The following is a 20,501-nucleotide window of genomic DNA, read 5'->3' as shown; positions in this document are numbered from 1 at the left end:
GATCAATATAAGAATGATTCTATGCCTTGAAAAAAGCTTTTAATTGTAATAACCTTTAACTAATAACGTTAATAAATAACTTTAGGGGGATCTACCATGAAAAATATGGGATGGCTTCTTAGAGATATAAGAAGACTTGAACTTATCGAAACACCTATAGAGCATCCTAAAGATAATGAGGTTCTTCTTGAAGTTATCTATGCGGGAATCTGTGGCTCTGACCTCCATGCCTATCTTGGAGAACATCCTTTTGTAAAACCAGGTATTGTCTTAGGACATGAGTTTGTAGGAAAAGTAATTGAAAAGGGAAAGGATGTAGAAAATTTAGAAGTAAATGATTTTGTTGTAGTAGAGCCGAGTTTAACCTGTGGGACCTGTTATAACTGCACCCACGGAAGATATAACATATGCAAAAACCTTGATGTAATAGGATGTACAAAAACCAACGGCGGATTTCAGAAGTATATAAAAATTCCAGCCCACAAAGTTTATAAAATAAATGATATTCCTTTAAAAAGAGCCGTATTAACTGAGCCTCTTGCAGTTGCAGTACATGGAGTAAGAAGATCATCCTTCAAACCAGGGGATGAAGTACTGGTAATAGGAAGTGGTCCCATCGGTCTCCTTACCACCATAGTTTTATATCTATCATCGGCTAAAAAAATAGTTCTTGTTGATGTACTTGATAAGAGGCTTCATCTTGCAAAAACTTTATGCCCTGGAATAATTACTATAAAACCAGAAGAATTAAATTCAAACCTCTTTACCCAAGAAGGACCTGACTTAGTATTTGAATGTGTAGGAGTAGATCAAACCATAAATATGGCCATTGAATACGCAAGAAAGGGAACTGACATTATCCTTATGGGAGTACCAAAGGAGATTTCTACAGCAAAACTCATTTATATTCAGGATAGAGAATTGAACCTAAAGGGATCCTTAATGTATACAAAAGATGATTATCTCATTGCTATTGACCTATTAAGAAAAAACCAATTAAATTATGAAGCTTTGATTACCCACCTATATCCTTTTGATAAAGTCTCTGAGGCTTTTGAAGATATACTAAAGTATAAAGAAGAATATTTTAAAGTGATAATTGACATTAAAGGGGAGTAGAAAAATGGAACTTGATGTGTTAACTATAGGTGAGATTCTTTTAGAAATAATGGCAAAAAATATTGATCAAGACTTCCTAAGCCCTGGAGAATTTTTAGGACCATATCCAAGTGGTGCTCCTGCAATCTTTATTGACCAAGTAGTAAAACTTGGACTTAAAGGAGGAATCTTAGGGTGCGTAGGAGAGGACGACTTTGGTAAAAATGTATTTGAGAGACTGAAAAGAGATGGTGTAGAAACTAGCTTAATAAAGAAAACCAACCAATATATCACTGGAATTGCCTTTGTAACTTATTTTTCTAATGGGGAAAGGAAATTTATCTTTCATTTACCACATTCTGCAGCAAGCAATATATACCCAGAAGATATCACCGATGATTTAATAAAAAACATAAAAGCTTTACATGTGATGGGATGCTCTCTTGCCATAAAGGATAATGTAAGAGAAGCAATAGAAAAAGCTGTAGCTCTATCTTATGAGTATGGTAAATTAATAAGCTTTGATCCAAATATAAGAGTAGAGCTTGGACTATCAAAGGAAAACATGGGGCAGAAGCATATTACAAAGGTAAAGTATATAAAGTTGATCCCATTAAGGTAGAAGAGGTTGATCCAACCGGAGCAGGAGATTGCTTTGATGCCGGATTTGTAACTAGTATTTTACAAGGTTATGATATTGAAAGAGCATTAAAAAGAGCAAATATAATAGGAGCTCTCAGTGTAACCAAGAGAGGTCCCATGGAAGGTGTGGTTGATAAAAACATATTAGAAAAATGGGAAAATACTATTAAATAAAATTTTATAAGTTTACAGCATAGTGATAGTCCTCCAAGACCTTCTTTATTTCATTCTTTATTAGCTCCCTTGGATCATTTCTTATTTTTCCTTCTCTTACTTTAAAATACGAATCATAAAAATATTGATAGATGTATCTAATATCAACCCCTTCCGAAAAATTTTCAAAAAGCCTATTTAAAGCTATTTTTATCTCTTTATATTCCCAATAATATCTAATCCTATCAAGTAAGTTGTACCAAATATCTAATTCTAATCTTTCTGAATCCTTATAATACTTTCTCCAATATTTATCATCTTTTAACATAGTCTCAAGCACAACTTTCTTAATATTAGACCTTTTATCTTCCGATATAAGCTCATCCTCAATGCTACTTAATAAAAATACTCCCCTTCTAAAACTTGCTGTTAAAGCAGGACCAACCTTAAGAATTCTTACTCCATCCTCTACCATATCTCTCAATGCACGTTTTGTCTGATAGTCAGTAGAGTGACCTTCAACAAAAAGATTCTCTTTCTTTACCTCCTCTAAAATTTTTCTCACCTTAATCCTGTCATACTCAAACACTTTTTCATAATTAAAACCTATACCAAGCATTATTACAAAACCAATTATCCTATCCCATATCCTTGGAACATCCTCAAAATATTTTTTTAAAGAGGAGATTGCTACTCTAAAATCCTCCACTGAGGTAATACCTTCCTCTTCGCCTCCTCCAGCTACCGGTACATCAGTTCCCACCACATACACAGGCTGAAAATTGTACTTTCTAGCAGTCTCTTCTGCAACCTCAAGAAGTTCCCTCTCCCTTTCTGCTATCTTCTCGGGAGAGAGCACTACAGGATCATCAGAAAGAGACATACTACAATCAAGGTGTATCTTCTTATAACCACTCTCCACAAAGGCCCTTATAAGGTCTTTTGCCTTTTTCATTGCAGAAGAAGAAGGTTCATCTTGCCAAGGGAGAGGGCCTAAATGGTCCCCTCCAAGAATCACCCTATCCTCTTCTATTCCCTTTTCTTTTATTATTCCCATTACAAAGTTTTTAAAATCTTCGGGAGTCATACCTGAATATCCACCAAACTGGTTTATCTGATGAGGTGTCGCCTCAATTAAAATATAATCATTCTTCTCCTTAGCAAATTCAACACTTGCCTCAATCACATATGGATTAGAGCTACATATAGAATAAACTCCCTTTTTTCTCAAATAATCTTTACTAAGCCACATAAGCACTCACCTACTTTATAAAGAAATCTTTTAAATATTCCTTATGAGCTTTTAACAGTTCATCTACCATCATATGTATTTTTTCTGGAGATAACATGGAGGAAGCTAAAGGATCTAAAAGTGCAGCATAATAAATATAATCCTTATCCCTTTCTACAGCACCTCTTACTGCAAGTCTTTGTACATTTATATGAAGAAGATTTAAACTTGCTAACTGATCAGGTAAATACCCTACTTTTAAAGGAGAAACCCCATTCTTATCCACATAACATGGAACTTCAACCATACAGTCCATAGGTAAATTATCTATAATCCCCTCATTTCTAACAATGCTATAAACAAGCCTTGAATCATTAGTTTCCATACCATGAATAATTTGAATAGCATACTCCTTAGAAGTGTCTTCTTCCTCTTCTCCATAATGTTCTTTTACTATCTCATAAGCTTCTTTATTTCCCTTCAAATAATAGTCTTTAAAAGTATTAAAAACTTTTTCATTCTCTTCTACTCTTCTTATGTATTCTCTAATAGGAATATTTAGCTTCTTAATTAGCTCCTCATCTTTAATAAAATATGGAACATATTCCGCATTATGTTCTGAAGATTCTGTTACAAAATAATGAAACATTCTTAATATCTCAAACCTTACAGGATCTCTCTCCCATATTTCTTTTCTTTCCATAGCCTTAAAAAGAAGAGGATATAAATTCTCTCCATTTCTTTCAAAAGTCAAAACCCATGCCATATGATTGATGCCTGCTACTTTGTAGTTTACCTCCTTTGAAGGAACCCCCACATAACTTGATATCTGCTCAATGGTATAAGGAATAGAATGACATAAACCTACGGTTTCAATTTCAGAAATATCATTGATATACCATTGATTCATAGACATAGGATTTGTAAAATTCAAAAGTAAAGCTGAAGGAGCATATTCCTCTATATTCCTAACAAGATCTTTTAAAAATGGGGCTGTCCTTAAAAATCTCATTATACCACCAATTCCGTGAGTGTCTCCAATGGTCTGTTTTAATCCATATTTTTCAGGTATATCAAAGTCTACATAAGTAGCCTCTTTCCCGCCTATCTGAACAGTATTTATCACATAATTAGAGTTTTCAATAGCAGATTTTAAATCCATATAACCTTTAATCTTCCAATGCTTATTTTTCTTTTCATTTATCTCTTCGGCTATTTTTCTTGCTACTTCTAATCTCTCAGGATCAATATCCATAAGAGCTATCTCTATTCCCTCAGACTCAGGAAATAATGCCAAATCCTTTAAGAGATTTCTTGTAAAAACCACACTTCCAGCTCCAATAAAACTAATCTTCATTTCCTAACACCTCTATTTTTCTGTATTATTTAAGTCCACTAAAAGCTATAACTTCCACAAAACTCTTTTGAGTTAAGAGGAAAAGAATGATAGGAGGAAGCGAAGCGATAACACCACCTGCCATAATTACTCCCCAATTACTAAAATATTGTCCTTGAAGAGAGGCATCATAATTTTCCAAAATATATTCCACATATTAGCACCAGCTACTATAGCAGCCTCTTCCATTTCAATAGGCATGGATAGAAAATGTTGCCTATAAAGAAAAATACTAAATTCACTAAATATCTTCAGGATTATTACTCCCGTTAGAGTATTTACAAGACCTAAATTCTTCAAAATTAAATATCTGGGAATTAATAGAACAATTCCAGGAAGCATTATCACCGATAGAAAAATTAAGAAAATTACATTTTTAAATGGGAAATAAAGCCTTGCAAAGGCATAACCTGCAAGAGAACAAAGCACAATTTGAGAAAAAACAAGACTCAAAGTAACAATTAAAGAATTTAAAAAATACCTTCCAAAATCAAGTTTTACAAATATTTCTTTGTAGTTATTAATTATAGGATTTAAAGGGAAAAAAATGAGGAGGTACCGCAAAAGCCTCTTCAATAGTCTCAAAAGAAACAATTAACATGAACCAGTAAGGAAGAAATATAATCAGAGCACCAATTATAAGTAAAAAGGCTATAATTTTATTACTCATAATAGACCCATCTCCTTTGAAGATTAAACTGAATTATTGTTAAGATTAAAAGAATAAAGTAAAGGATCCAAGATAAGGCTGTTCCATATCCCATGCGGAATCAATTAAAACCATTACGATAGATGTAATATACTAGAGTATAAGTAGAATATCCAGGACCTCCCCTTGTCATAATAAAAACACTTTCAAACATTTGCACTGAGCTAATAATTTGCATAATAAGTACAAAAAAGATGATGGGAGTCATAAGCGGAAGAGCAATATGAAATAGAATATCCTTCTTAGTTGCACCATCAAGAGATGCGGCCTCATAATAAGTTGATGGAATATTTTGCAACCCTGCCAGAAAAAGAATAATATTATAACTCAAACTTCCCCACATGCCTACAAGAGCAAGAGAAAATAAAGCAATCTTAGAATCTGTCAACCAATATATCTTTTTAATCCACAAAAATCCTAATATAGTATTTAAAAGTCCGTATTCAGGATTAAAAAACCAAAGCCATACAAAGTTAATAGCAACAGAAGAAGTTACTGTAGGAATAAAGTAAAAAACTCTTAAAAATCTAAAAAACTTAGTATCCTTATTTAGTCCAACCGCAATAAGAAAACTTAAAATTACTACTGTTGGTACCACATACAGAGCATATAAAAAAGAGTTCTTTAAAGAAATCCAGAAAATCTTGTCTTGAAAGATCTTTCTAAAATTTTCTAAACCTATATATTGAGGCTCAGAAACGGCATCATATTTAGAAAGAGCAAGCTTAAAAGAAATTCCAAAAGGAATATAATAAGAAGGCAAAAAAATAAATTGCCTGCCTATATTTTGGAATTCCTCCAAGAACCCTCATAATTCTAAAACCTCCATCTTAAAAGGGGAGAGATTAGCTGATCTCTCCCCTCAAACTCAACTTATTGCGATGCCTTCTCAATAATACCATTTATCTCTTCTGTAGCTTGCTTTAACCCTTCATCTACCCCTAACCTTCCCGCTATGATCTCTACTATGTAGTAGGTCTCCCATCTATCAAACCACTCACTAGAACCTCTTGTCTGTGGCCACGGATTTGTATACTTCACAGAGTCTATAAATACTTGTGCATCTTTCTCCTTCTTAAACTTCTTGAAACTTTGTACCCACAAATTATCCGTACCTTTATATGCAGGAATCACAGTACCAGATTTACCAAGAATCTCTGCCGCCTCTTTGCTCGCCATCCACTTAACAAAAGTCCATGCAGCATCTAAATTCTTAGTCTTACTCCAGATAACATTACCTAAGGAATCAGAAATATTTGCTCTCTTACCTGTTTTTGATTTTGGAATCATCACAACTCCAAAGTCAAAAGACTTAATATTCTCAGCATAGTAACCCATCATCCATGAACCACTAAAGTTTATAGCACTCTTCCCTGCTATAAATAAGTCTCCACTAGTTACTCCAGGCTTTGGAGCATAACCCTTCTCAGTTAACTCCCTGGCAAAACTTAATGCTTCCTTTGCTTGAGCACTGTCAAAAACTACTTTGCCATCCTTTACTAAATCTCCTCCAAGAGATAAAATCATTGGAAATAGAAAAGCCTGTGATACGGAAAGAGGACCACCATCTACAGTAATTCCATACCTTAATATATTACCCTTTGCATCTTTCTTGGTTAACTTGGCAACTGCATTCTTTAAATCTTCCCAGGTCCAATTCCCATCAGGATATTTTAACTTCAACTCATCAAAGGCTTTCTTGTTGTAAAACATCCCAATAGTATCGTAATCCCTTGGCAAAGAATAATACTTCCCTTGAAAATTGTGTAACTTTAAAACACCCGCTGGATATACACTTAAATCTACCTTATCCCTGTTTATATATGGCGTAATATCAATTAATGCATTCCTTGCCACATAATCGGGTAAATAAAAACCTGTATCCATTGTAAACACATCCCAGCAATCTCCACCAGCCATCATAGTCTGAAGTTTCGTCCAATAATCCTCCCAAGGCACATGCTCAAGTTTCACCTTTATATTGGGATATTTCTTTTCAAAAGCAGCAATTTGAGCTTTTATACCATCTAACTGTTCACTCATCTATACACCATATCTAATAGTTACTGTTTTCTGCCCCAAAGCAATCATAAGCAAAATTAAAAGGGAAATAGCTAAAAGAGTAAAAATCCTTCTCAATTAAGACACCTCCCTTACTTTTTTTACGTATTATATCATTTATAATCAAAATTTACAATTAAGTAGATTATATATGATTAATTTTGATTCTTAATAGATAAATCTATTATCGCCTTAGATCAATAAAGAAAAATAAAAATTTACATAGAGATTCTGATCTTTGACAATCCATAATAATCTATTATAATAATAAAAAATTCACATAAAGATCTAAGGTGAACAAAAATGAAAGAATATAGATTTGAAAAGATTTTAAAACTAATAAGAGAAAGGGGCTTTCTTACTGTCCAAGAGATAGCAAAAGAACTTTCCATCTCAGAAATAACTGTGAGAAGAGATTTAAAATTTTTAGAAAAGCAAGGATTAATAAAGAGAGTAAGAGGTGGGGCAACAGCAACGAGTATATCTTCAGAAAACTCTTTCTTCTTAAGACTCGAAGAGAATAAAGAAATTAAAAAAGAAATAGGCAAAAAGGCCATATCTCTCTTAAAAGATAATTCTGTCATTGCCATGAGTGGGGGAACTACTATATATTACATGGTACAAGCTTTAGATCAAAGTCCTATCACTGATTTAACCATTTTAACTAACTCCATCACTACTGCATGGGCAGTAATAAATTTAAGAAAAAATTTTAGATTGATCCACTCGGGAGGAACAGCAAAGGAAAGATCCTTTGAATGTATTGGAGGACATGTAATTAAATTTTTCCAGGAAATAGGAAAAATAGACTATTATTTTTTTGGCGCTAATGGTGTAGATATAAAAAATGGCATCACTTTCTTTGATATGGAAGAGGCGGAAGTAGCAAAAACAATAATCTCAAAAGCAGAGAAAAAAGTACTTATTGTAGATAGTTCAAAGTTTAACAATTCAGCACCCTTTAAAGTATGTGACTTAGACGATTTAGATTATATAGTCTCAGACTCTATACCTGAAGAGTTCAAAAAAATTCCTGAATGGAGTCAAAAATTTATCTTGTAGGAGGTTAATATTATGTATATTGTAGAGAAAGAAATTAAAGAGCAAATTACAGAACTTCCTAAAGTTTTTGCATATGTTGAAAATTACTTAAAAAACAATAATCTTCCTAAATTCATTTTAAACTCCGATATAATCTATTTTATAGGGTGTGGGACTTCTTTATATCTAAGCCTTTCTGGAAGCAGATTCTTTACCCATAAAACTCAAATAGAAACCAAAGCTCTACCAGGAGGAGAAGTATGGTTTGCTATAGATGAAAATTTAGGGACTTCTAAAAATATAAAAAAATCTGCCATATTGATATCTCGTTCAGGAGAATCTACAGAAGTGATTAAAGCGGGAGAAAAATTCAAAGAAATAGGAATTCCAACTCTTGGTATTACTTTAGAAGAAGACAGCTCATTAGTTAAAATATCTCAAAGTTCAATTATATTACCAATAAAAGAAGAGGCTATTGTTATGACAAAGTCCTTCTCTTCTATGCTTCTTACCCTACAGTTAATAGCAAGCTTTATCAAAGGAGAAGATATAAATATATATAAGGACTTAGTAAAAGAAACCGAAAGGATAATAAATAGTGCTAATGATTTATCCTTAAACCATACATCCTATAAACATTATGTGTTCTTAGGACTTGGAGCAGAAGAGGGTATTGCCAGAGAATCTGCATTAAAATTAGAAGAAATGTCCTTATCTAAAATAGAAGCTTACTCTACTTTTGAATACAGGCATGGTCCAAAATCCCTACTTGAGGAAGGCTTTTTAGTTTCCATATATACCAAGGGAATAGAGGAAGAAAAACCCTTAGTTAATGAACTCAAAAACTATGGGGCAGATGTGATAACCATAGGCGGAAAAGATACAGATTTATATATATCTGACCTTCCTGAAAGCCTATTTTTAAAGGTTATATGGGGTCAAATATTAGGACTAAACATCGCAAAGAGTAAAAACATAGATGTAGAAAATCCAAGAAATCTGACCAAGGTAGTAAAGTTCTAGATTTTAAATCTAAAAATTAAAAAATTTGGTGATTAAAATGTACTTTTTAGGTGTAGATGGTGGAGGAACAAAGACTATTGCTTATCTTCTAGATGAAGAGAGTAATCTTATCTTTAAAAATACATCGGGTCCTACTAATATCTTAGAAAATGGTGAAGAAGTTTTTAGAAAAAATCTAAGAGAACTTCTCTATCCTGTACTAAAGAATATAAATCCTAAAGATATTAAATCCTGCTTTGGGCTTCCTGCAGTAGGAGAATTCAGAGAAGATATAAAAATTTTAAGAAAAATAATAAAAGAAGAATTGAATATAGAAGCAGACACCATTGTAAACGATGTAGTTATAGGATGGGCTGGAGGGAATTTAGCAAGAGATGGAATTCATGTAGTAGCAGGAACAGGAACTATAACCTACGGAAGAAAAGGGAATAAAGATATAAGAGTTTCAGGATGGGGTAGTATCATTGGAGATGAAGGAAGCGCATATTATATAGGCTATAGGACACTGAATGAAGTAAGCAGAGAACTTGATGGTAGGAAAAGAAGAACAGATCTTACAAAACTAATCTTTAAAAAACTAAATTTAAGAGATCACTTAGATTTTATTGAATTTATCTACGATCCTCAAAAAGATAGAAGATCAAATATTGCTTCTGTAGCTAAGATTACCTACGAGATTGCTAAAATAGGTGATAAAAAGGCTTTAAAGATATTAAAAGAATCAGCAAAAGAGTTAGCCCTTACTGTAACCACAGCAAACAAATTTTTAAAAATCGAAAAACCAATTACTGTAACCTATAGCGGAAGTGTTTTAGAAAAAAATGAGATTGTAAGAGAAGAGTTTATAAAGCTATTGGCAAAAGGAGGATATGAGGTAAAACCCCCAAAACTTTCCCCTGTACTCGGTGCTGTGCTTCTTGCTTTTCTAAATTACGAAAATAATGGCCAAAAGAGAGAAGATTTTATAAATAAACTTTTAAAAATTTATAAGGAGGAGGAAAAACAATGAGACACGTTGAAGTCATAGTTATTGGCGCAGGAAATAGAGGGTATGAAGCCTATGGAAAGATAATATTAAAGAGACCTGATATAAAGGCAGTTGCTGTAGCAGAGCCTAATGATGTAAAAAGAGAAAGATTTGCAAAAGAACATAATATACCTCCTGAAAGACAGTTTAAAACTTGGGAAGAAGTCTTTGAAAGAGAAAAATTTGCCGATGGAGTAATCATAACTACCATGGATAGAATGCATGTGAAACCTGCTATTGCAGCCATTAAAAAAGGATATAATATACTCTTAGAAAAACCTATAGGAGTAAATCTTGAAGAAATAAAGGAATTATACAAAGTAGCAAAAGAAAATAAAGCAAACATAACAGTAGCTCACGTATTAAGATACACTATGTTTTTCCAAAAGCTAAAAGAGCTTTTAGATAAAAAAGAGATAGGAGATCTTATTGGTATAAACCTTGTGGAAAATATTGGATTTTTCCATTTTGCCCACAGCTTTGTAAGGGGGAATTGGAGAAATTCAGAAACATCCGCCCCTTCAATTCTTGCCAAAAGTTGCCATGATCTTGATATTTTAACCTTCCTTACAGGAGAAAAATCTCAAACCTTATCATCCTTTGGAGAATTACGATACTTTAAAAAAGAAAATGCTCCAGAGGGAGCAAAGGAAAGATGTCTTGACTGTAATATAGATTGCCCTTATGATGCAAAAAGAATCTATTTAGGAGATTATACAGGATGGCCTGTATCTGTAATCTCTGAGGACCTATCTTTAGAAGGGAGATTAAAAGCCCTAAGAGAGGGCCCTTATGGAAGATGTGTTTATTACTCTGATAACAATGTGGTAGATCATCAAATAGTTTCAATAAAATTTAAAAATAATGTATATGCTTCCTTCATAATGACTGCCTTTACCAATAAAATTACAAGAAAAATATATCTTTATGGAACCCATGGAGAAATTTATGGAGATCTTGACGAGAATAAAATTCATATCCAAAAGTTTGGAAAGGGAGAAGAATTGATTAATCTTAGCCTACCCTTTAAAGACTTAGTAGGGCATGCAGGAGGCGACGAAGGAATAATGGAAGAATTCGTAAAAGTACTCAAGGGAGAAAAAGAAGAAACTCTTTCAAATATTGAAGAATCTATAGAAAGTCATCTTATGGCTTTTGCCTCTGAGGAAGCAAGATTAAATAATAAAGTAATAAATATGGATGAGATGAGAGAAAAGTTTTATAGTTAATTTTCTTACCATACATCTCTTTGCTGTAAAATGTGTCTTAACTTACGTAGGGCTCTCTCTTCAATTTGTCTAACTCTCTCCCTTGTTATATTAAATAATTTACCAACTTCTTCTAAAGTTCTTGGCTTCCCATCTTTAAAACCATATCTCCATTTTAATATCTCTCTTTCCCTTTCTGAGAGGGCATCAAGTGCCCTCTCAATCTCTCTTCTAATATCTATTTGCTCTATTGTCTCTTCTATGCTTCTTGGATCCTCAATTAAATCCTGAATAGCATAAATATTTTCTTCCTCAAAGTACTCATAATGATCAGAAACTTCTTCGCTCTCCTCTATATGCAATTCCTCTAAAGGTGTATAGCGACGAGAAAACTTAAACTTCTTTATCCTTACTCTATAATCTTTTTTCTCTCCCTTCCTCGACGCTTTCTCTAAATCAGCTTCCTCTTTGGCCTCTAATTCCTTTAAAAGCTCCTCTACCCTGCTAAAAAGCTCCTCTTCATAAAAATCATAATCAGGCATGGCTAAGAACCACTCTTCTTTTTCTCCATTAAAAATTTATATCCTTTCTCAGAAAGCTCCCAGACCCCATTAGGAGAGTTATTCTTTAACAAACCTTGGTGAACAAGTTCAAGCCTTGTCCATTGAGCACGATTCCTCCAACGAATATTACCAGATTGCAGAAACTCATAATCATATTCGTTCAAGACATATTTCATCTTTTCTCCAACTCTATCAAGAACTTCTCCAATAGTTCCCCTTCCACCTAACTCGTAAAGACTTTCAAGAATAGGGATATAATATTCTTCTTTTGGTGTTGCTAAACCTCTTGAAGGTCTTTTTCCTACATTTCTTTCTTTCTCAATAGGTTTATATTCTCCCTTATAAGATAAAACCTTTTTGAGCTTTTCCTTCAAATACTCTACCCTTTTAGAGAGATTGTTAATATCACGTGACATTTTCTCAAGTTCCTCAGTGAGCATCTCAACAATTTTATAGAATTGATCTTTTCCAAAATTTGTCAGAGTTGATTCCTCTATCTTATCCTCTCCTTTAAGAATTTCTTCTATCTTTTCAAAAAGTTCATCCTCATAAAAATCATATGACATTTTTATCTCACCCCTATATCTGGTAATTCTTCTTTGTATTCTTGATCCAAAATATGTAATTGTCTTCTAATTATTCCTCTTTTCTCAATAGCAGGTTTTAAACAAAATCTCTCAAAATCCTCCTTACTAATATCACCAGGCCTTCTAACATGAGGAAATAGTAATCTCAAATAAGCAGAAGAAAGCCTTTTTATAGCATTGACATCTCTCGTATCTGCCTTAGGAGGTATATTTATAAGATCTTCTACTATAGCAGAAAATTCTGGACAATCCCTTAAAATGTGAAGTATTTCAGAAAAGTACTCTACATTTAGAGTATATCCTTGCACTTTCATATCTTCGTTAATTCTTGGCAATTTCCACCCTTCGATAAAGCCATGGAATCTGTCCAGCAAGGCTGACTCTCGGAAAATTTCAGGAAGTTCTTCAAAATAACTTCTGTTTATAGGTTGCATATTTGAATCTAAAAGAATATTTCCAAGTAACATCAAACCTGCATTAGAAATACCGGTAACATTTGCAACGGTAAATTTGCCAAATTCCAGATAATTTTTTAATGCTCCTTTCATTTCATCATCGTTGGAAAAAGTTATTGTTTGCACTTCATCTAAAGCCACAAAATCATACTTAGTTATGAATCCAAAAACGTTTCTTTTCATATCATAGAACATTTTGGCTCTAGTAACGATTCCCCCACTTACACACCAACCATATTTACTTAAATTATTAAATATATAGGACTTACCAGTTCCTTTAGGAGAAAGCTCTATCATATTTAATCGGGGTTCAACAAATATCAAAAGTCTTGAAATAAAGAGTAACTTTTGTTCTAAATCCGCAAAACCATCAGGATTATATTCCATGGCTCTTATTAATACATCAATCCACTCTTCAAGAGTAAATTCTTTCCTTCCCTCTCTAAAGTACTCTAAATCCACTTCGTAAGGTTTGAAGGGTTCATAATCTACTAACTCAATGAACCCTTTTTCATCTAAAGCATCTTTAGGAACATAAGTTAAAGTAAAAATTCCCCAAACTTCTCCTCCCTTAAGCTCATTATGCTCCTCCAAGAGATGCTCTGACACTCTACCTTCTCTAAAGGTAATTCCTAAATCGGGAATAGAAAATCTAAAAATCCCCTCATTCACATCTGGCTCTACCACAATCCTTGTAAGAACTCTATGTACACCTTTATCATACATAATTCTTCCTTTAAAAGTCTTCTCGGACTCTTTTTGGGGAATATGCTTATTCATGTAATCCATAAGATTATCTAAATCAACTACATCATCCTCTCCAGTGAATTTCTTAACCAACCAATCCTTGATAAAAGAGGGAATATTTTTTCCATGAAATACACTGTAAACCTCTTTCTTCTTCAAAACCGATTCCTGAGGAAATACTCTTTTAATCTTAAAATCTAAAGGTTTTAACTCCCTCATAATATATCTCTTTCTTTGAAACCTCCTTTCAAAGTAATAATCTTAGTCTCCTCCCAAGCCCCAATAATAATGGTAATTTTATACTCTCCTGGTTTGAATTTAGAAAAATCTACCTCATATAAATCATTTACGCCATCATAACTGACTGTTAATTCCCTATCTTTACATCTTATAGAAATTCTATTTTTAGGCTTAGGCTTAACCTTAAATCTCAAAATCGGTTTTCTATAAGAAATTACCTCATCAAGGAGCGTGATCTTGTAAACTATATCCTCCCAAGACCTTTTAGATGCATATATTACAGGAATTAAAACCTCTTCAGGAGCTGACTTTTCCTGAAAACTATCAACCAGATCTTCTTTGTTAAATTCATAAGTAAAACTTCTAAAACCTCGATTGGAAAATATTACAAATCTATCCCTAAACTCAGAAATTTTATCCACTACTTTTCTTACAATTTCTATCTCTACTATTAAATTTTCGGGATATTTATACCCATTGCTCTGGTTAAAATCATCCAAAAGTGATATTCTCTCCATATTTTCAAAATCATTAAACCTATCATTTAAAAAAGGATTAGATATCGCAATTCTAAAATCTACGTAATATTTCTTTTCTTCGAGGAGTGAGACTACAAGAGGTAAAAACTCTACTCCTAATCCATCAATCCATATTTTTTCATCTTCATCTTCTATCAATTTATCTACTTCCTCAAAGGAATGATAGCATTTGTAAAGAGTATCTAAATTAATATTTTTATTAGAGATTATCTCAATAAGTTTTTCAGAAGGACTATTTTTTATTCTAGAAATACGATATTCTTTGAAATAATCTTTGAGCCATAAGTTTTCTTCTGCCAAATTATTAAAGCTTAAATCTCTTAAATAGAATTCTAATTCTGGATAAACATTCTTCAAATTCTTTACTAAATCTAAATTTTCTACAATCCATTTTTTCTCAAAGAAAGTGATACCTGTAAGGTATTTAGGAATTTCCTCTTTAGTTAATAAACCAAATCTTTCTTCTAAAGGATTCTCAAGGAATTTAAAGTCCATATCCTTTTTTTCTAAGTAAAACTCTCGAAGAACTTTTCTTCTTTCATCAAACACATCGGAAGAAAACTTTTTATCGAAAATTTTAAAAAAATAATTCTCAAGAAAATCCCTAAAATCATAACCTCTTATAGAAGAAACCACTTCTCTTATATAAGCGTTCTCAAAGTTAGGATCAGAAAGATAGTAATTTTTAATAAGCCAGTGCGAAAAATCACTCTCTTTTTTAATCCATAAAGATATAGGATTTTCTGTTTCTAACCTCTTTATATTAAGGTACTCTCCTATGAAATCATAAAGGTTATGTAATTTCCTATTTTCTAATTCCCTAAGTAAGATTTTCCAGAAGTTTTCATCTTCATCTTTATAAGAAAAAGGAACTTTAATTTTTAGAACCTCTGATAAGTATTCTTTTATATTGTTGATCCTTGTTATTTCAAAAAATTCATCGCTAAAAACTTTTGAAGAAAAACACCAAAGAGTTTTTGATTTAGAAATTAACTTATTATTTATATTCGGCTTCTTCCATAGATCTAAAAAATCCTTTGAAGAATTAATTAGTGTGAATTCTTCAGGATTTACCTCAAAGTCAAAACTCACCAGGAATAAATTATACCTGTCTTTATTTCCTAAAATCTGCCATACTGGGCTAAATTCTTCTCTTCTATTATACTTATCCCAAAAGATATTTATAAATCTTTGAGTAATACCTACCAAGGGAATATATAAACGTCTCCGGTAATAGGATATATCCAAATTTTCTATACTCATCAAACCACTAAAAAAACTAAAGAACTCTTCATCAGAAAGAAATCTTACAATCTCAGAAAGCAAAAGTATAAGATGGTCACTATTGGGGGTAAGACTTTTAATTTTATTTATAATCGCATTAGGGGTTATCCACCCATCATGGTTTTTAGCAAAAATCTCAAGATCTGTAATATCAAAAATATTAGCCTTATCCTTGAAATTTTCCACCACATCTCTTAAATCTTCAAAATTTTCTAATAATATAAACCTTACAGGGAATCTGCAATAAGAGGGAATTCTATTTTCCTTATCTTCTTCTACTTTGTCCCTAAATTCCTCTTTATGAAGGACAGAGATCATTTTAAAATATCCTCCAATATACTACAAATTTGAGGATATTTATCAATAAGCTCTATCAAGATCTCTCTTAGGTCTTTCTGTGTAGTCTTTATTTTCTCTTTTACCCTCTCCTTCTTCCTTTCAGAGATGAGATTTCCTAGATTCCTTCGTATCCAATTCTCCACTTTATCTTTATTCCAATAATAATCTTCAGCAGACATACTTCTTCTTACTTCATCAGCAATCTCATCCACATTTTCGTTAAAACCAAGAATATCTTCTAACCATTTTAAGAATAGTTCTTTAGATCGTTGTTCTTTTATAGCTTCCTTAAGAGAGTTCCCTTTCCTATTAATCATTTTTGATAATCTTTCAATTTCACTAATATCTAAGTTATGAATTGAAGTCAGAAAATTAATAATTTCTTCAACCAACTCAACATATTCTTCATCCCCTTCCAACAAACTAAAACTCCAAAACGGATACAAAGAATCCTGAACCTTTTTCTTAATATTTTCCCTTAGCTCTGTAATAGAATTAGCAAGATCTACATCAAAAACTTCTGATAGTTTCTTTGAAAATTCATATTTCCTTAAAGTATCCTCTAAATCTTTCTCTCCCCACTGATATGGGTCTTTATTAAGATTGGCTTTTAGATAAGAATAAAAAGAATCCAAATCTATATTAAAGACACTCTTCTCCTTTACCCATTGAGAAAAACCTTCTTTTAATACATCAGTACTAAGATTTTTAGAAAGCAAGCTTTCATAAGGTCTTATATTCTCCAAAGACTCTTTAAGAATTTCCTCTGATAATTTACGTTCTCTTTTGATAAAGTCCTCAATATTCTTTAAGGCTTCCCCAATTTCAACCCTAAGCACATATCTCAAAAGCCACAAAGGATAACCTAAATCATTTATACGAGCTTTTATTTTTTCACGCAGATCTTCTTGGGTTTTAGAAGTTTGAATATTAAATATCTCTTCTAATGAAGATATGAATTCTCTTTCATTCTTTGTTTTTTCCCTTATTTTTTCCCAGTCCTTCAGTTTTATTATTACTTTATCCTCCTTCCATAAAACTACTTCCTCTTGCATATTCTTACGAAGGTAACCAATTACCTCTTCTACTTCCTCATCTTCAATCTTTACCTCCTCTAAACTCTTTAACCATATGACAAATCCCTCTTTGAGCTTATCTTTGTTTAAAAGAGGTTTTAAATTAGTTTGATTCATCTTAAGCAAATTTATAGATCTTTCAATAATATTCTCATTCAAATATTTTTCCTTACTTATTAAAAAATCCAAAACTTCTAATGAAAGATTCAAACTTTTTTCTTCCTTTCCAAAACTCTTTAAAGACCACAGAGGAAAACCTGCTCTTTCCACCCATTCTCTAATTCTCAACCTTATACTACTTAAACTGTCCTCTTCTCTAAGACCAAACATCTCCTTCAATACTCCTATTAGTTCTTCCTCAGCAGGAGTACCAAGTCTTACTTCTAATTTTTCTTTATCTTTTCCATTATCCCAGTATTTAAACAAGTCTACGACTTTATCCTTTAAGGTTTCACTTGTTAACTTTTTCCCAGTATTTGCCTCGTATAATTTACCCACAAATGGCCTTAAAGCAAAAGAAAGTACTGCATAATTTATTGGATTGTGGTAAAGCCCATAAGGTGGTTTCCTTAAAAATACCAAAGTATCACCAAGATTAAAGACTTTGCTTTTATTTTTCTCTATCTCATTTTCTACCTCTCTGCATATTCTCACTGTAGGATGATCTATATCAACATTATTGTGGAACCTTAAATTTTTATCTACAATATACTCTCCTCTATTGTTCATAAATATACCTCTCAAATATCTATAAGGAGCACTTTTTGTTTCTTCTTCCAACTCACTTAGTGTATTTGTAGAAAGAAAAATGCCCGCAACCTTTTCAGAATGGCTTGTTTTCCATATATTAATATTTTTAGTTAGCTCTTCTATGTTTTCTAACCCAAATCTAAATATTTTAGGAGATATCACTTTATTTAAGCGATCTTCTAAACTTACTACACTCAACCTAGGATAGGACTCGAGTGTACCACTTTCATTTTGATGATATACATCAAAATAACCCCTCTTTATTTTATTTACCCAATCTTCTATGAGCCTTTTCACATAATCTCTATTAATATCTGCTTCCTCTTTATAAGAGTGGGTATTTGCAACTTTCTCTCTCGCAAGATACTCAATAATCTTTTCATAATTATCTACCCCTAAATCAGTATCAGAAATAATAAAAATTAAGTTTCTTTCAGTTATCCCCTCTTCTTCAATTAACTTTTTTATAGTGTTTTTAATATCACCAATTTCTCTTTTATCTTTGGATAAGAATAGAGCAATATGTAAAGAGTGAGGCTTACGAAAGTCAATTTTAAATTTTCTCTTTAAATCAAAATCTTTAATTCCACTCCAATATATCTGAAATTCAACCTCTCTTAGAATATTTCCAAAAAGAGCTTTTTCTAATTCATCTTTTAACTCCTTATGTATAAGTTTTGTGACATCTTCGTATTCTCTCTTTAATATTTCTTTTTCAGTATTAATTTCCTGAGGAGGAAGTGGGGTTAAGGATATCAAAAATAGCCCATCGGGTGTTTTAGAAACATAACCCAATTTATCAATGTCAATCAAAACTTCATCCACGTAATTTTCATGGCTTGTTCCTAAGAACATATCTTTTATATTTTCCTCAGAAGGAGAATAAAACCCACCTTTTAATGAAGATATACCGATAAAGGAATGCAATAGATTTAAAAGCAGAATTCCTTTAAATATAGCAGAATGATGCGGACTCTTTTTCTCTAAAGCATCTCTATGTAAAGAATATTTACTCAATATAGGCCCTACTTTTTCTGGAGGTTTTCTTTCAAAATCATCAAGAAAAAAGTCCCACAGAAAATCAGCTGTTAAGAAATATTCTTTGCCATTATTACCATCAGGGTATTCAGATATAAACTTTTGAAATCCCTTTTCTTGGTCATACAAAAAGTTAAATATACTTCTCTCTGAAGATCCAATATACTGAGAAATAGCAGTAGCAATAGTAGCTGTATAAGGATGAATGGGAAAAAGATTTTTAGTTACATTTATCAAAGAGAGGTCTATTCCAATCAATTTCTGCATTATTCTATTTAATCCAGGATTTTTGTTATGTACTTCCTCTCGAACCTCTCTCCACCTTTTCTCGTCCTTTTTTCTTATGGCATTAGATATTATATGAAAGGTAGTTATGTTCTCCATAGAATATTCTATAAAATGAAATCTACCCAAAATCTTCTCATAATCCACGTTGGAAATTTGACTCTGTTCAGGTCTTCTGTGACTTATAATAAGGAGGAATATATTCTCGCTAAGACTTTTTTCTGCAATATTTTGAAGAATGTTTAAGATAGAAGAACTTATGGAAAGCTCCATCAAAGGAGTAAACTCATCCCAATAAATAGCAATAGAACTTATTCCTTTCCCCTGTAACTCCTTTAGAACTTCTCCCAACCAATTTTCTATCTTAGGATGAGGAATATTGAGATCCCAAGATCTATCTAAAGCCCTTAATACATCAACATTTCTATTCTTTAGTTCTCTTAAAAGACCTTCAAGATCCCCTACAAGAGCCTTTAATTCTATATTTTTTTCTATAATCTTATCCCAATTTATAGAGTCATCATACATTTTTTCAATATATCTTTCAAATTCACTTTGTGTACGTACCTCTATACCTTCTCTCTTTAAGGCTTCCTTTACAGCTTCCTCAATAGCAAGGCTTAAAGTTTTTGGATCACTTATCCCTGATACTCCCTTTAAAGTAACAGGAAAAACTTTATTTTCTCTTCTAAAACTTCGTAATTTTTCTCTAAGTTGTACATCATCTATCTTCTCAATAAAATCCTCAATCTCCTCCAAGTCATCCCATAAAAGATGTTTTATTACTCCTGTAGCATGACTTTTTCCCGTACCATAAGCTCCCTGAATCCAAATAGACTTTCTATTTGGAGAACCTTTTTCTGCTTCCAAGGAACCTAAAAATCTTTTTAATGTTTCTAAAAAGGTTTTAGTTGGTATAAACTGTTTCCAATAATTTCCGTATTCTGAAGTTATATCATACACGGGCTGAAAATATTCATAAAGCTCTATCACATCCTTATACTTCATC

Annotated in this window: 18 protein-coding genes; 7 read left to right on the top strand and 11 right to left on the bottom strand. The window is 32.3% G+C overall.

The features are described from left to right. The first annotated feature begins 96 nt into the window (after positions 1 to 96). Genes DICTH_RS00595 through DICTH_RS10375 form a run of 3 tightly spaced genes read left to right on the top strand, consistent with a single transcriptional unit; the run spans position 97 to position 1,914 of the window. Entirely contained in the window at positions 97 to 1,119 is a 1,023-nt protein-coding gene (locus DICTH_RS00595) for a zinc-dependent alcohol dehydrogenase (RefSeq protein WP_012548760.1), read from the top strand. 4 nt (positions 1,120 to 1,123) lie between these two features. Further along, complete coding sequence (locus DICTH_RS00590) at positions 1,124 to 1,720, top strand: sugar kinase (RefSeq protein ID WP_012547904.1); 597 nt, start codon at positions 1,124 to 1,126, stop codon at positions 1,718 to 1,720. Then, positions 1,651 to 1,914, top strand: coding sequence for a carbohydrate kinase family protein (locus DICTH_RS10375; protein ID WP_201763767.1), 264 nt, complete (start codon positions 1,651 to 1,653; stop codon positions 1,912 to 1,914). The genes DICTH_RS00590 and DICTH_RS10375 overlap by 70 nt, the downstream gene beginning before the upstream one ends. 4 nt (positions 1,915 to 1,918) lie before the next feature. Here the strand turns inward: DICTH_RS10375 and DICTH_RS00585 are convergent, their stop codons facing one another. The 6 genes from DICTH_RS00585 to DICTH_RS00565 form a co-directional block, all read right to left on the bottom strand. Next, positions 1,919 to 3,145 (bottom strand): class II D-tagatose-bisphosphate aldolase non-catalytic subunit, encoded by a 1,227-nt coding sequence (locus tag DICTH_RS00585; protein WP_012548536.1) that lies wholly within the window; start codon positions 3,143 to 3,145, stop codon positions 1,919 to 1,921. A 10-nt stretch (positions 3,146 to 3,155) separates the two neighbouring features. Continuing rightward, complete coding sequence (gene melA, locus DICTH_RS00580; RefSeq protein ID WP_012547710.1) at positions 3,156 to 4,481, bottom strand: alpha-glucosidase/alpha-galactosidase; 1,326 nt, start codon at positions 4,479 to 4,481, stop codon at positions 3,156 to 3,158. Positions 4,482 to 4,607: 126 nt separating this feature from the next. After that, entirely contained in the window at positions 4,608 to 5,084 is a 477-nt protein-coding gene (locus DICTH_RS00575; protein WP_012547379.1) for a carbohydrate ABC transporter permease, read from the bottom strand. Next, positions 5,041 to 5,190 (bottom strand): hypothetical protein, encoded by a 150-nt coding sequence (locus DICTH_RS10075; protein WP_012548542.1) that lies wholly within the window; start codon positions 5,188 to 5,190, stop codon positions 5,041 to 5,043. The genes DICTH_RS00575 and DICTH_RS10075 overlap by 44 nt, the downstream gene beginning before the upstream one ends. Before the next feature lie 100 nt (positions 5,191 to 5,290). Next, positions 5,291 to 5,992 carry a carbohydrate ABC transporter permease gene (locus tag DICTH_RS00570; protein WP_162466978.1) on the bottom strand — a complete coding sequence of 234 codons (702 nt, stop codon included), beginning with the start codon at positions 5,990 to 5,992 and terminating at the stop codon, positions 5,291 to 5,293. Positions 5,993 to 6,102: 110 nt separating this feature from the next. Next, positions 6,103 to 7,272: an ABC transporter substrate-binding protein gene (locus DICTH_RS00565; protein WP_012548302.1), complete on the bottom strand. Its 1,170-nt coding sequence runs from the start codon at positions 7,270 to 7,272 to the stop codon at positions 6,103 to 6,105. 321 nt (positions 7,273 to 7,593) lie between these two features. On the opposite strand from DICTH_RS00565, the gene DICTH_RS00560 reads away from it, so the two are divergent. Genes DICTH_RS00560 through DICTH_RS00545 form a run of 4 tightly spaced genes read left to right on the top strand, consistent with a single transcriptional unit; the run spans position 7,594 to position 11,610 of the window. Next, complete coding sequence (locus DICTH_RS00560) at positions 7,594 to 8,352, top strand: DeoR/GlpR family DNA-binding transcription regulator (RefSeq protein ID WP_012547297.1); 759 nt, start codon at positions 7,594 to 7,596, stop codon at positions 8,350 to 8,352. Positions 8,353 to 8,364: 12 nt separating this feature from the next. After that, positions 8,365 to 9,354, top strand: a complete 990-nt coding sequence (locus DICTH_RS00555; protein WP_012547695.1) for an SIS domain-containing protein — start codon at positions 8,365 to 8,367, stop codon at positions 9,352 to 9,354. A 37-nt stretch (positions 9,355 to 9,391) separates the two neighbouring features. Beyond that, a complete protein-coding gene (locus DICTH_RS00550) occupies positions 9,392 to 10,363 on the top strand; it encodes an N-acetylglucosamine kinase (protein WP_012548625.1) in 972 nt (323 codons plus the stop codon). Then, positions 10,360 to 11,610 (top strand): Gfo/Idh/MocA family protein, encoded by a 1,251-nt coding sequence (locus tag DICTH_RS00545; RefSeq protein ID WP_012547079.1) that lies wholly within the window; start codon positions 10,360 to 10,362, stop codon positions 11,608 to 11,610. Before DICTH_RS00550 ends, DICTH_RS00545 begins: the two co-directional genes overlap by 4 nt. A 5-nt stretch (positions 11,611 to 11,615) precedes the next feature. Here DICTH_RS00545 and DICTH_RS00540 read toward each other — a convergent pair whose 3' ends face one another. The 5 genes from DICTH_RS00540 to DICTH_RS00520 form a co-directional block, all read right to left on the bottom strand. Further along, the gene (locus tag DICTH_RS00540; protein WP_392389368.1) at positions 11,616 to 11,951 is read right to left on the bottom strand and encodes a sigma-70 family RNA polymerase sigma factor; all 336 of its coding nucleotides are present in this window, start codon (positions 11,949 to 11,951) and stop codon (positions 11,616 to 11,618) included. Positions 11,952 to 12,133: 182 nt separating this feature from the next. Further along, positions 12,134 to 12,718, bottom strand: coding sequence for a winged helix-turn-helix domain-containing protein (locus DICTH_RS09645; protein ID WP_012547139.1), 585 nt, complete (start codon positions 12,716 to 12,718; stop codon positions 12,134 to 12,136). Positions 12,719 to 12,720: 2 nt separating this feature from the next. Further along, positions 12,721 to 14,160 carry a BREX system Lon protease-like protein BrxL gene (brxL, locus tag DICTH_RS00530; RefSeq protein WP_012547430.1) on the bottom strand — a complete coding sequence of 480 codons (1,440 nt, stop codon included), beginning with the start codon at positions 14,158 to 14,160 and terminating at the stop codon, positions 12,721 to 12,723. Continuing rightward, a complete protein-coding gene (pglZ, locus tag DICTH_RS00525; RefSeq protein ID WP_012548521.1) occupies positions 14,157 to 16,322 on the bottom strand; it encodes a BREX-4 system phosphatase PglZ in 2,166 nt (721 codons plus the stop codon). Before pglZ ends, brxL begins: the two co-directional genes overlap by 4 nt. Next, a complete protein-coding gene (locus DICTH_RS00520; RefSeq protein WP_012547648.1) occupies positions 16,319 to 20,500 on the bottom strand; it encodes a hypothetical protein in 4,182 nt (1,393 codons plus the stop codon). The genes pglZ and DICTH_RS00520 overlap by 4 nt, the downstream gene beginning before the upstream one ends. Position 20,501: the final 1 nt, after the last annotated feature.

The organism is Dictyoglomus thermophilum H-6-12, assembly GCF_000020965.1.
GTDB classification, from domain to species: domain Bacteria; phylum Dictyoglomota; class Dictyoglomia; order Dictyoglomales; family Dictyoglomaceae; genus Dictyoglomus; species Dictyoglomus thermophilum.
This window is presented reverse-complemented; position numbering and strand designations above follow the sequence as displayed.

What these genes read in the sequence shown, in the direction of transcription:
- DICTH_RS00595 (WP_012548760.1), top strand. Translation starts at nt 97, where the DNA reads ATGAAAAATATGGGATGGCTTCTTAGAGATATAAGAAGACTTGAACTT.
- DICTH_RS00590 (WP_012547904.1), top strand. Translation starts at nt 1,124, where the DNA reads ATGGAACTTGATGTGTTAACTATAGGTGAGATTCTTTTAGAAATAATG.
- DICTH_RS00585 (WP_012548536.1), bottom strand. Translation starts at nt 3,145, where the DNA reads ATGTGGCTTAGTAAAGATTATTTGAGAAAAAAGGGAGTTTATTCTATA.
- melA (WP_012547710.1), bottom strand. Translation starts at nt 4,481, where the DNA reads ATGAAGATTAGTTTTATTGGAGCTGGAAGTGTGGTTTTTACAAGAAAT.
- DICTH_RS10075 (WP_012548542.1), bottom strand. Translation starts at nt 5,190, where the DNA reads ATGAGTAATAAAATTATAGCCTTTTTACTTATAATTGGTGCTCTGATT.
- DICTH_RS00565 (WP_012548302.1), bottom strand. Translation starts at nt 7,272, where the DNA reads ATGAGTGAACAGTTAGATGGTATAAAAGCTCAAATTGCTGCTTTTGAA.
- DICTH_RS00560 (WP_012547297.1), top strand. Translation starts at nt 7,594, where the DNA reads ATGAAAGAATATAGATTTGAAAAGATTTTAAAACTAATAAGAGAAAGG.
- DICTH_RS00555 (WP_012547695.1), top strand. Translation starts at nt 8,365, where the DNA reads ATGTATATTGTAGAGAAAGAAATTAAAGAGCAAATTACAGAACTTCCT.
- DICTH_RS00550 (WP_012548625.1), top strand. Translation starts at nt 9,392, where the DNA reads ATGTACTTTTTAGGTGTAGATGGTGGAGGAACAAAGACTATTGCTTAT.
- DICTH_RS00545 (WP_012547079.1), top strand. Translation starts at nt 10,360, where the DNA reads ATGAGACACGTTGAAGTCATAGTTATTGGCGCAGGAAATAGAGGGTAT.
- DICTH_RS09645 (WP_012547139.1), bottom strand. Translation starts at nt 12,718, where the DNA reads ATGTCATATGATTTTTATGAGGATGAACTTTTTGAAAAGATAGAAGAA.
- brxL (WP_012547430.1), bottom strand. Translation starts at nt 14,160, where the DNA reads ATGAGGGAGTTAAAACCTTTAGATTTTAAGATTAAAAGAGTATTTCCT.
- pglZ (WP_012548521.1), bottom strand. Translation starts at nt 16,322, where the DNA reads ATGATCTCTGTCCTTCATAAAGAGGAATTTAGGGACAAAGTAGAAGAA.
- DICTH_RS00520 (WP_012547648.1), bottom strand. Translation starts at nt 20,500, where the DNA reads ATGAAGTATAAGGATGTGATAGAGCTTTATGAATATTTTCAGCCCGTG.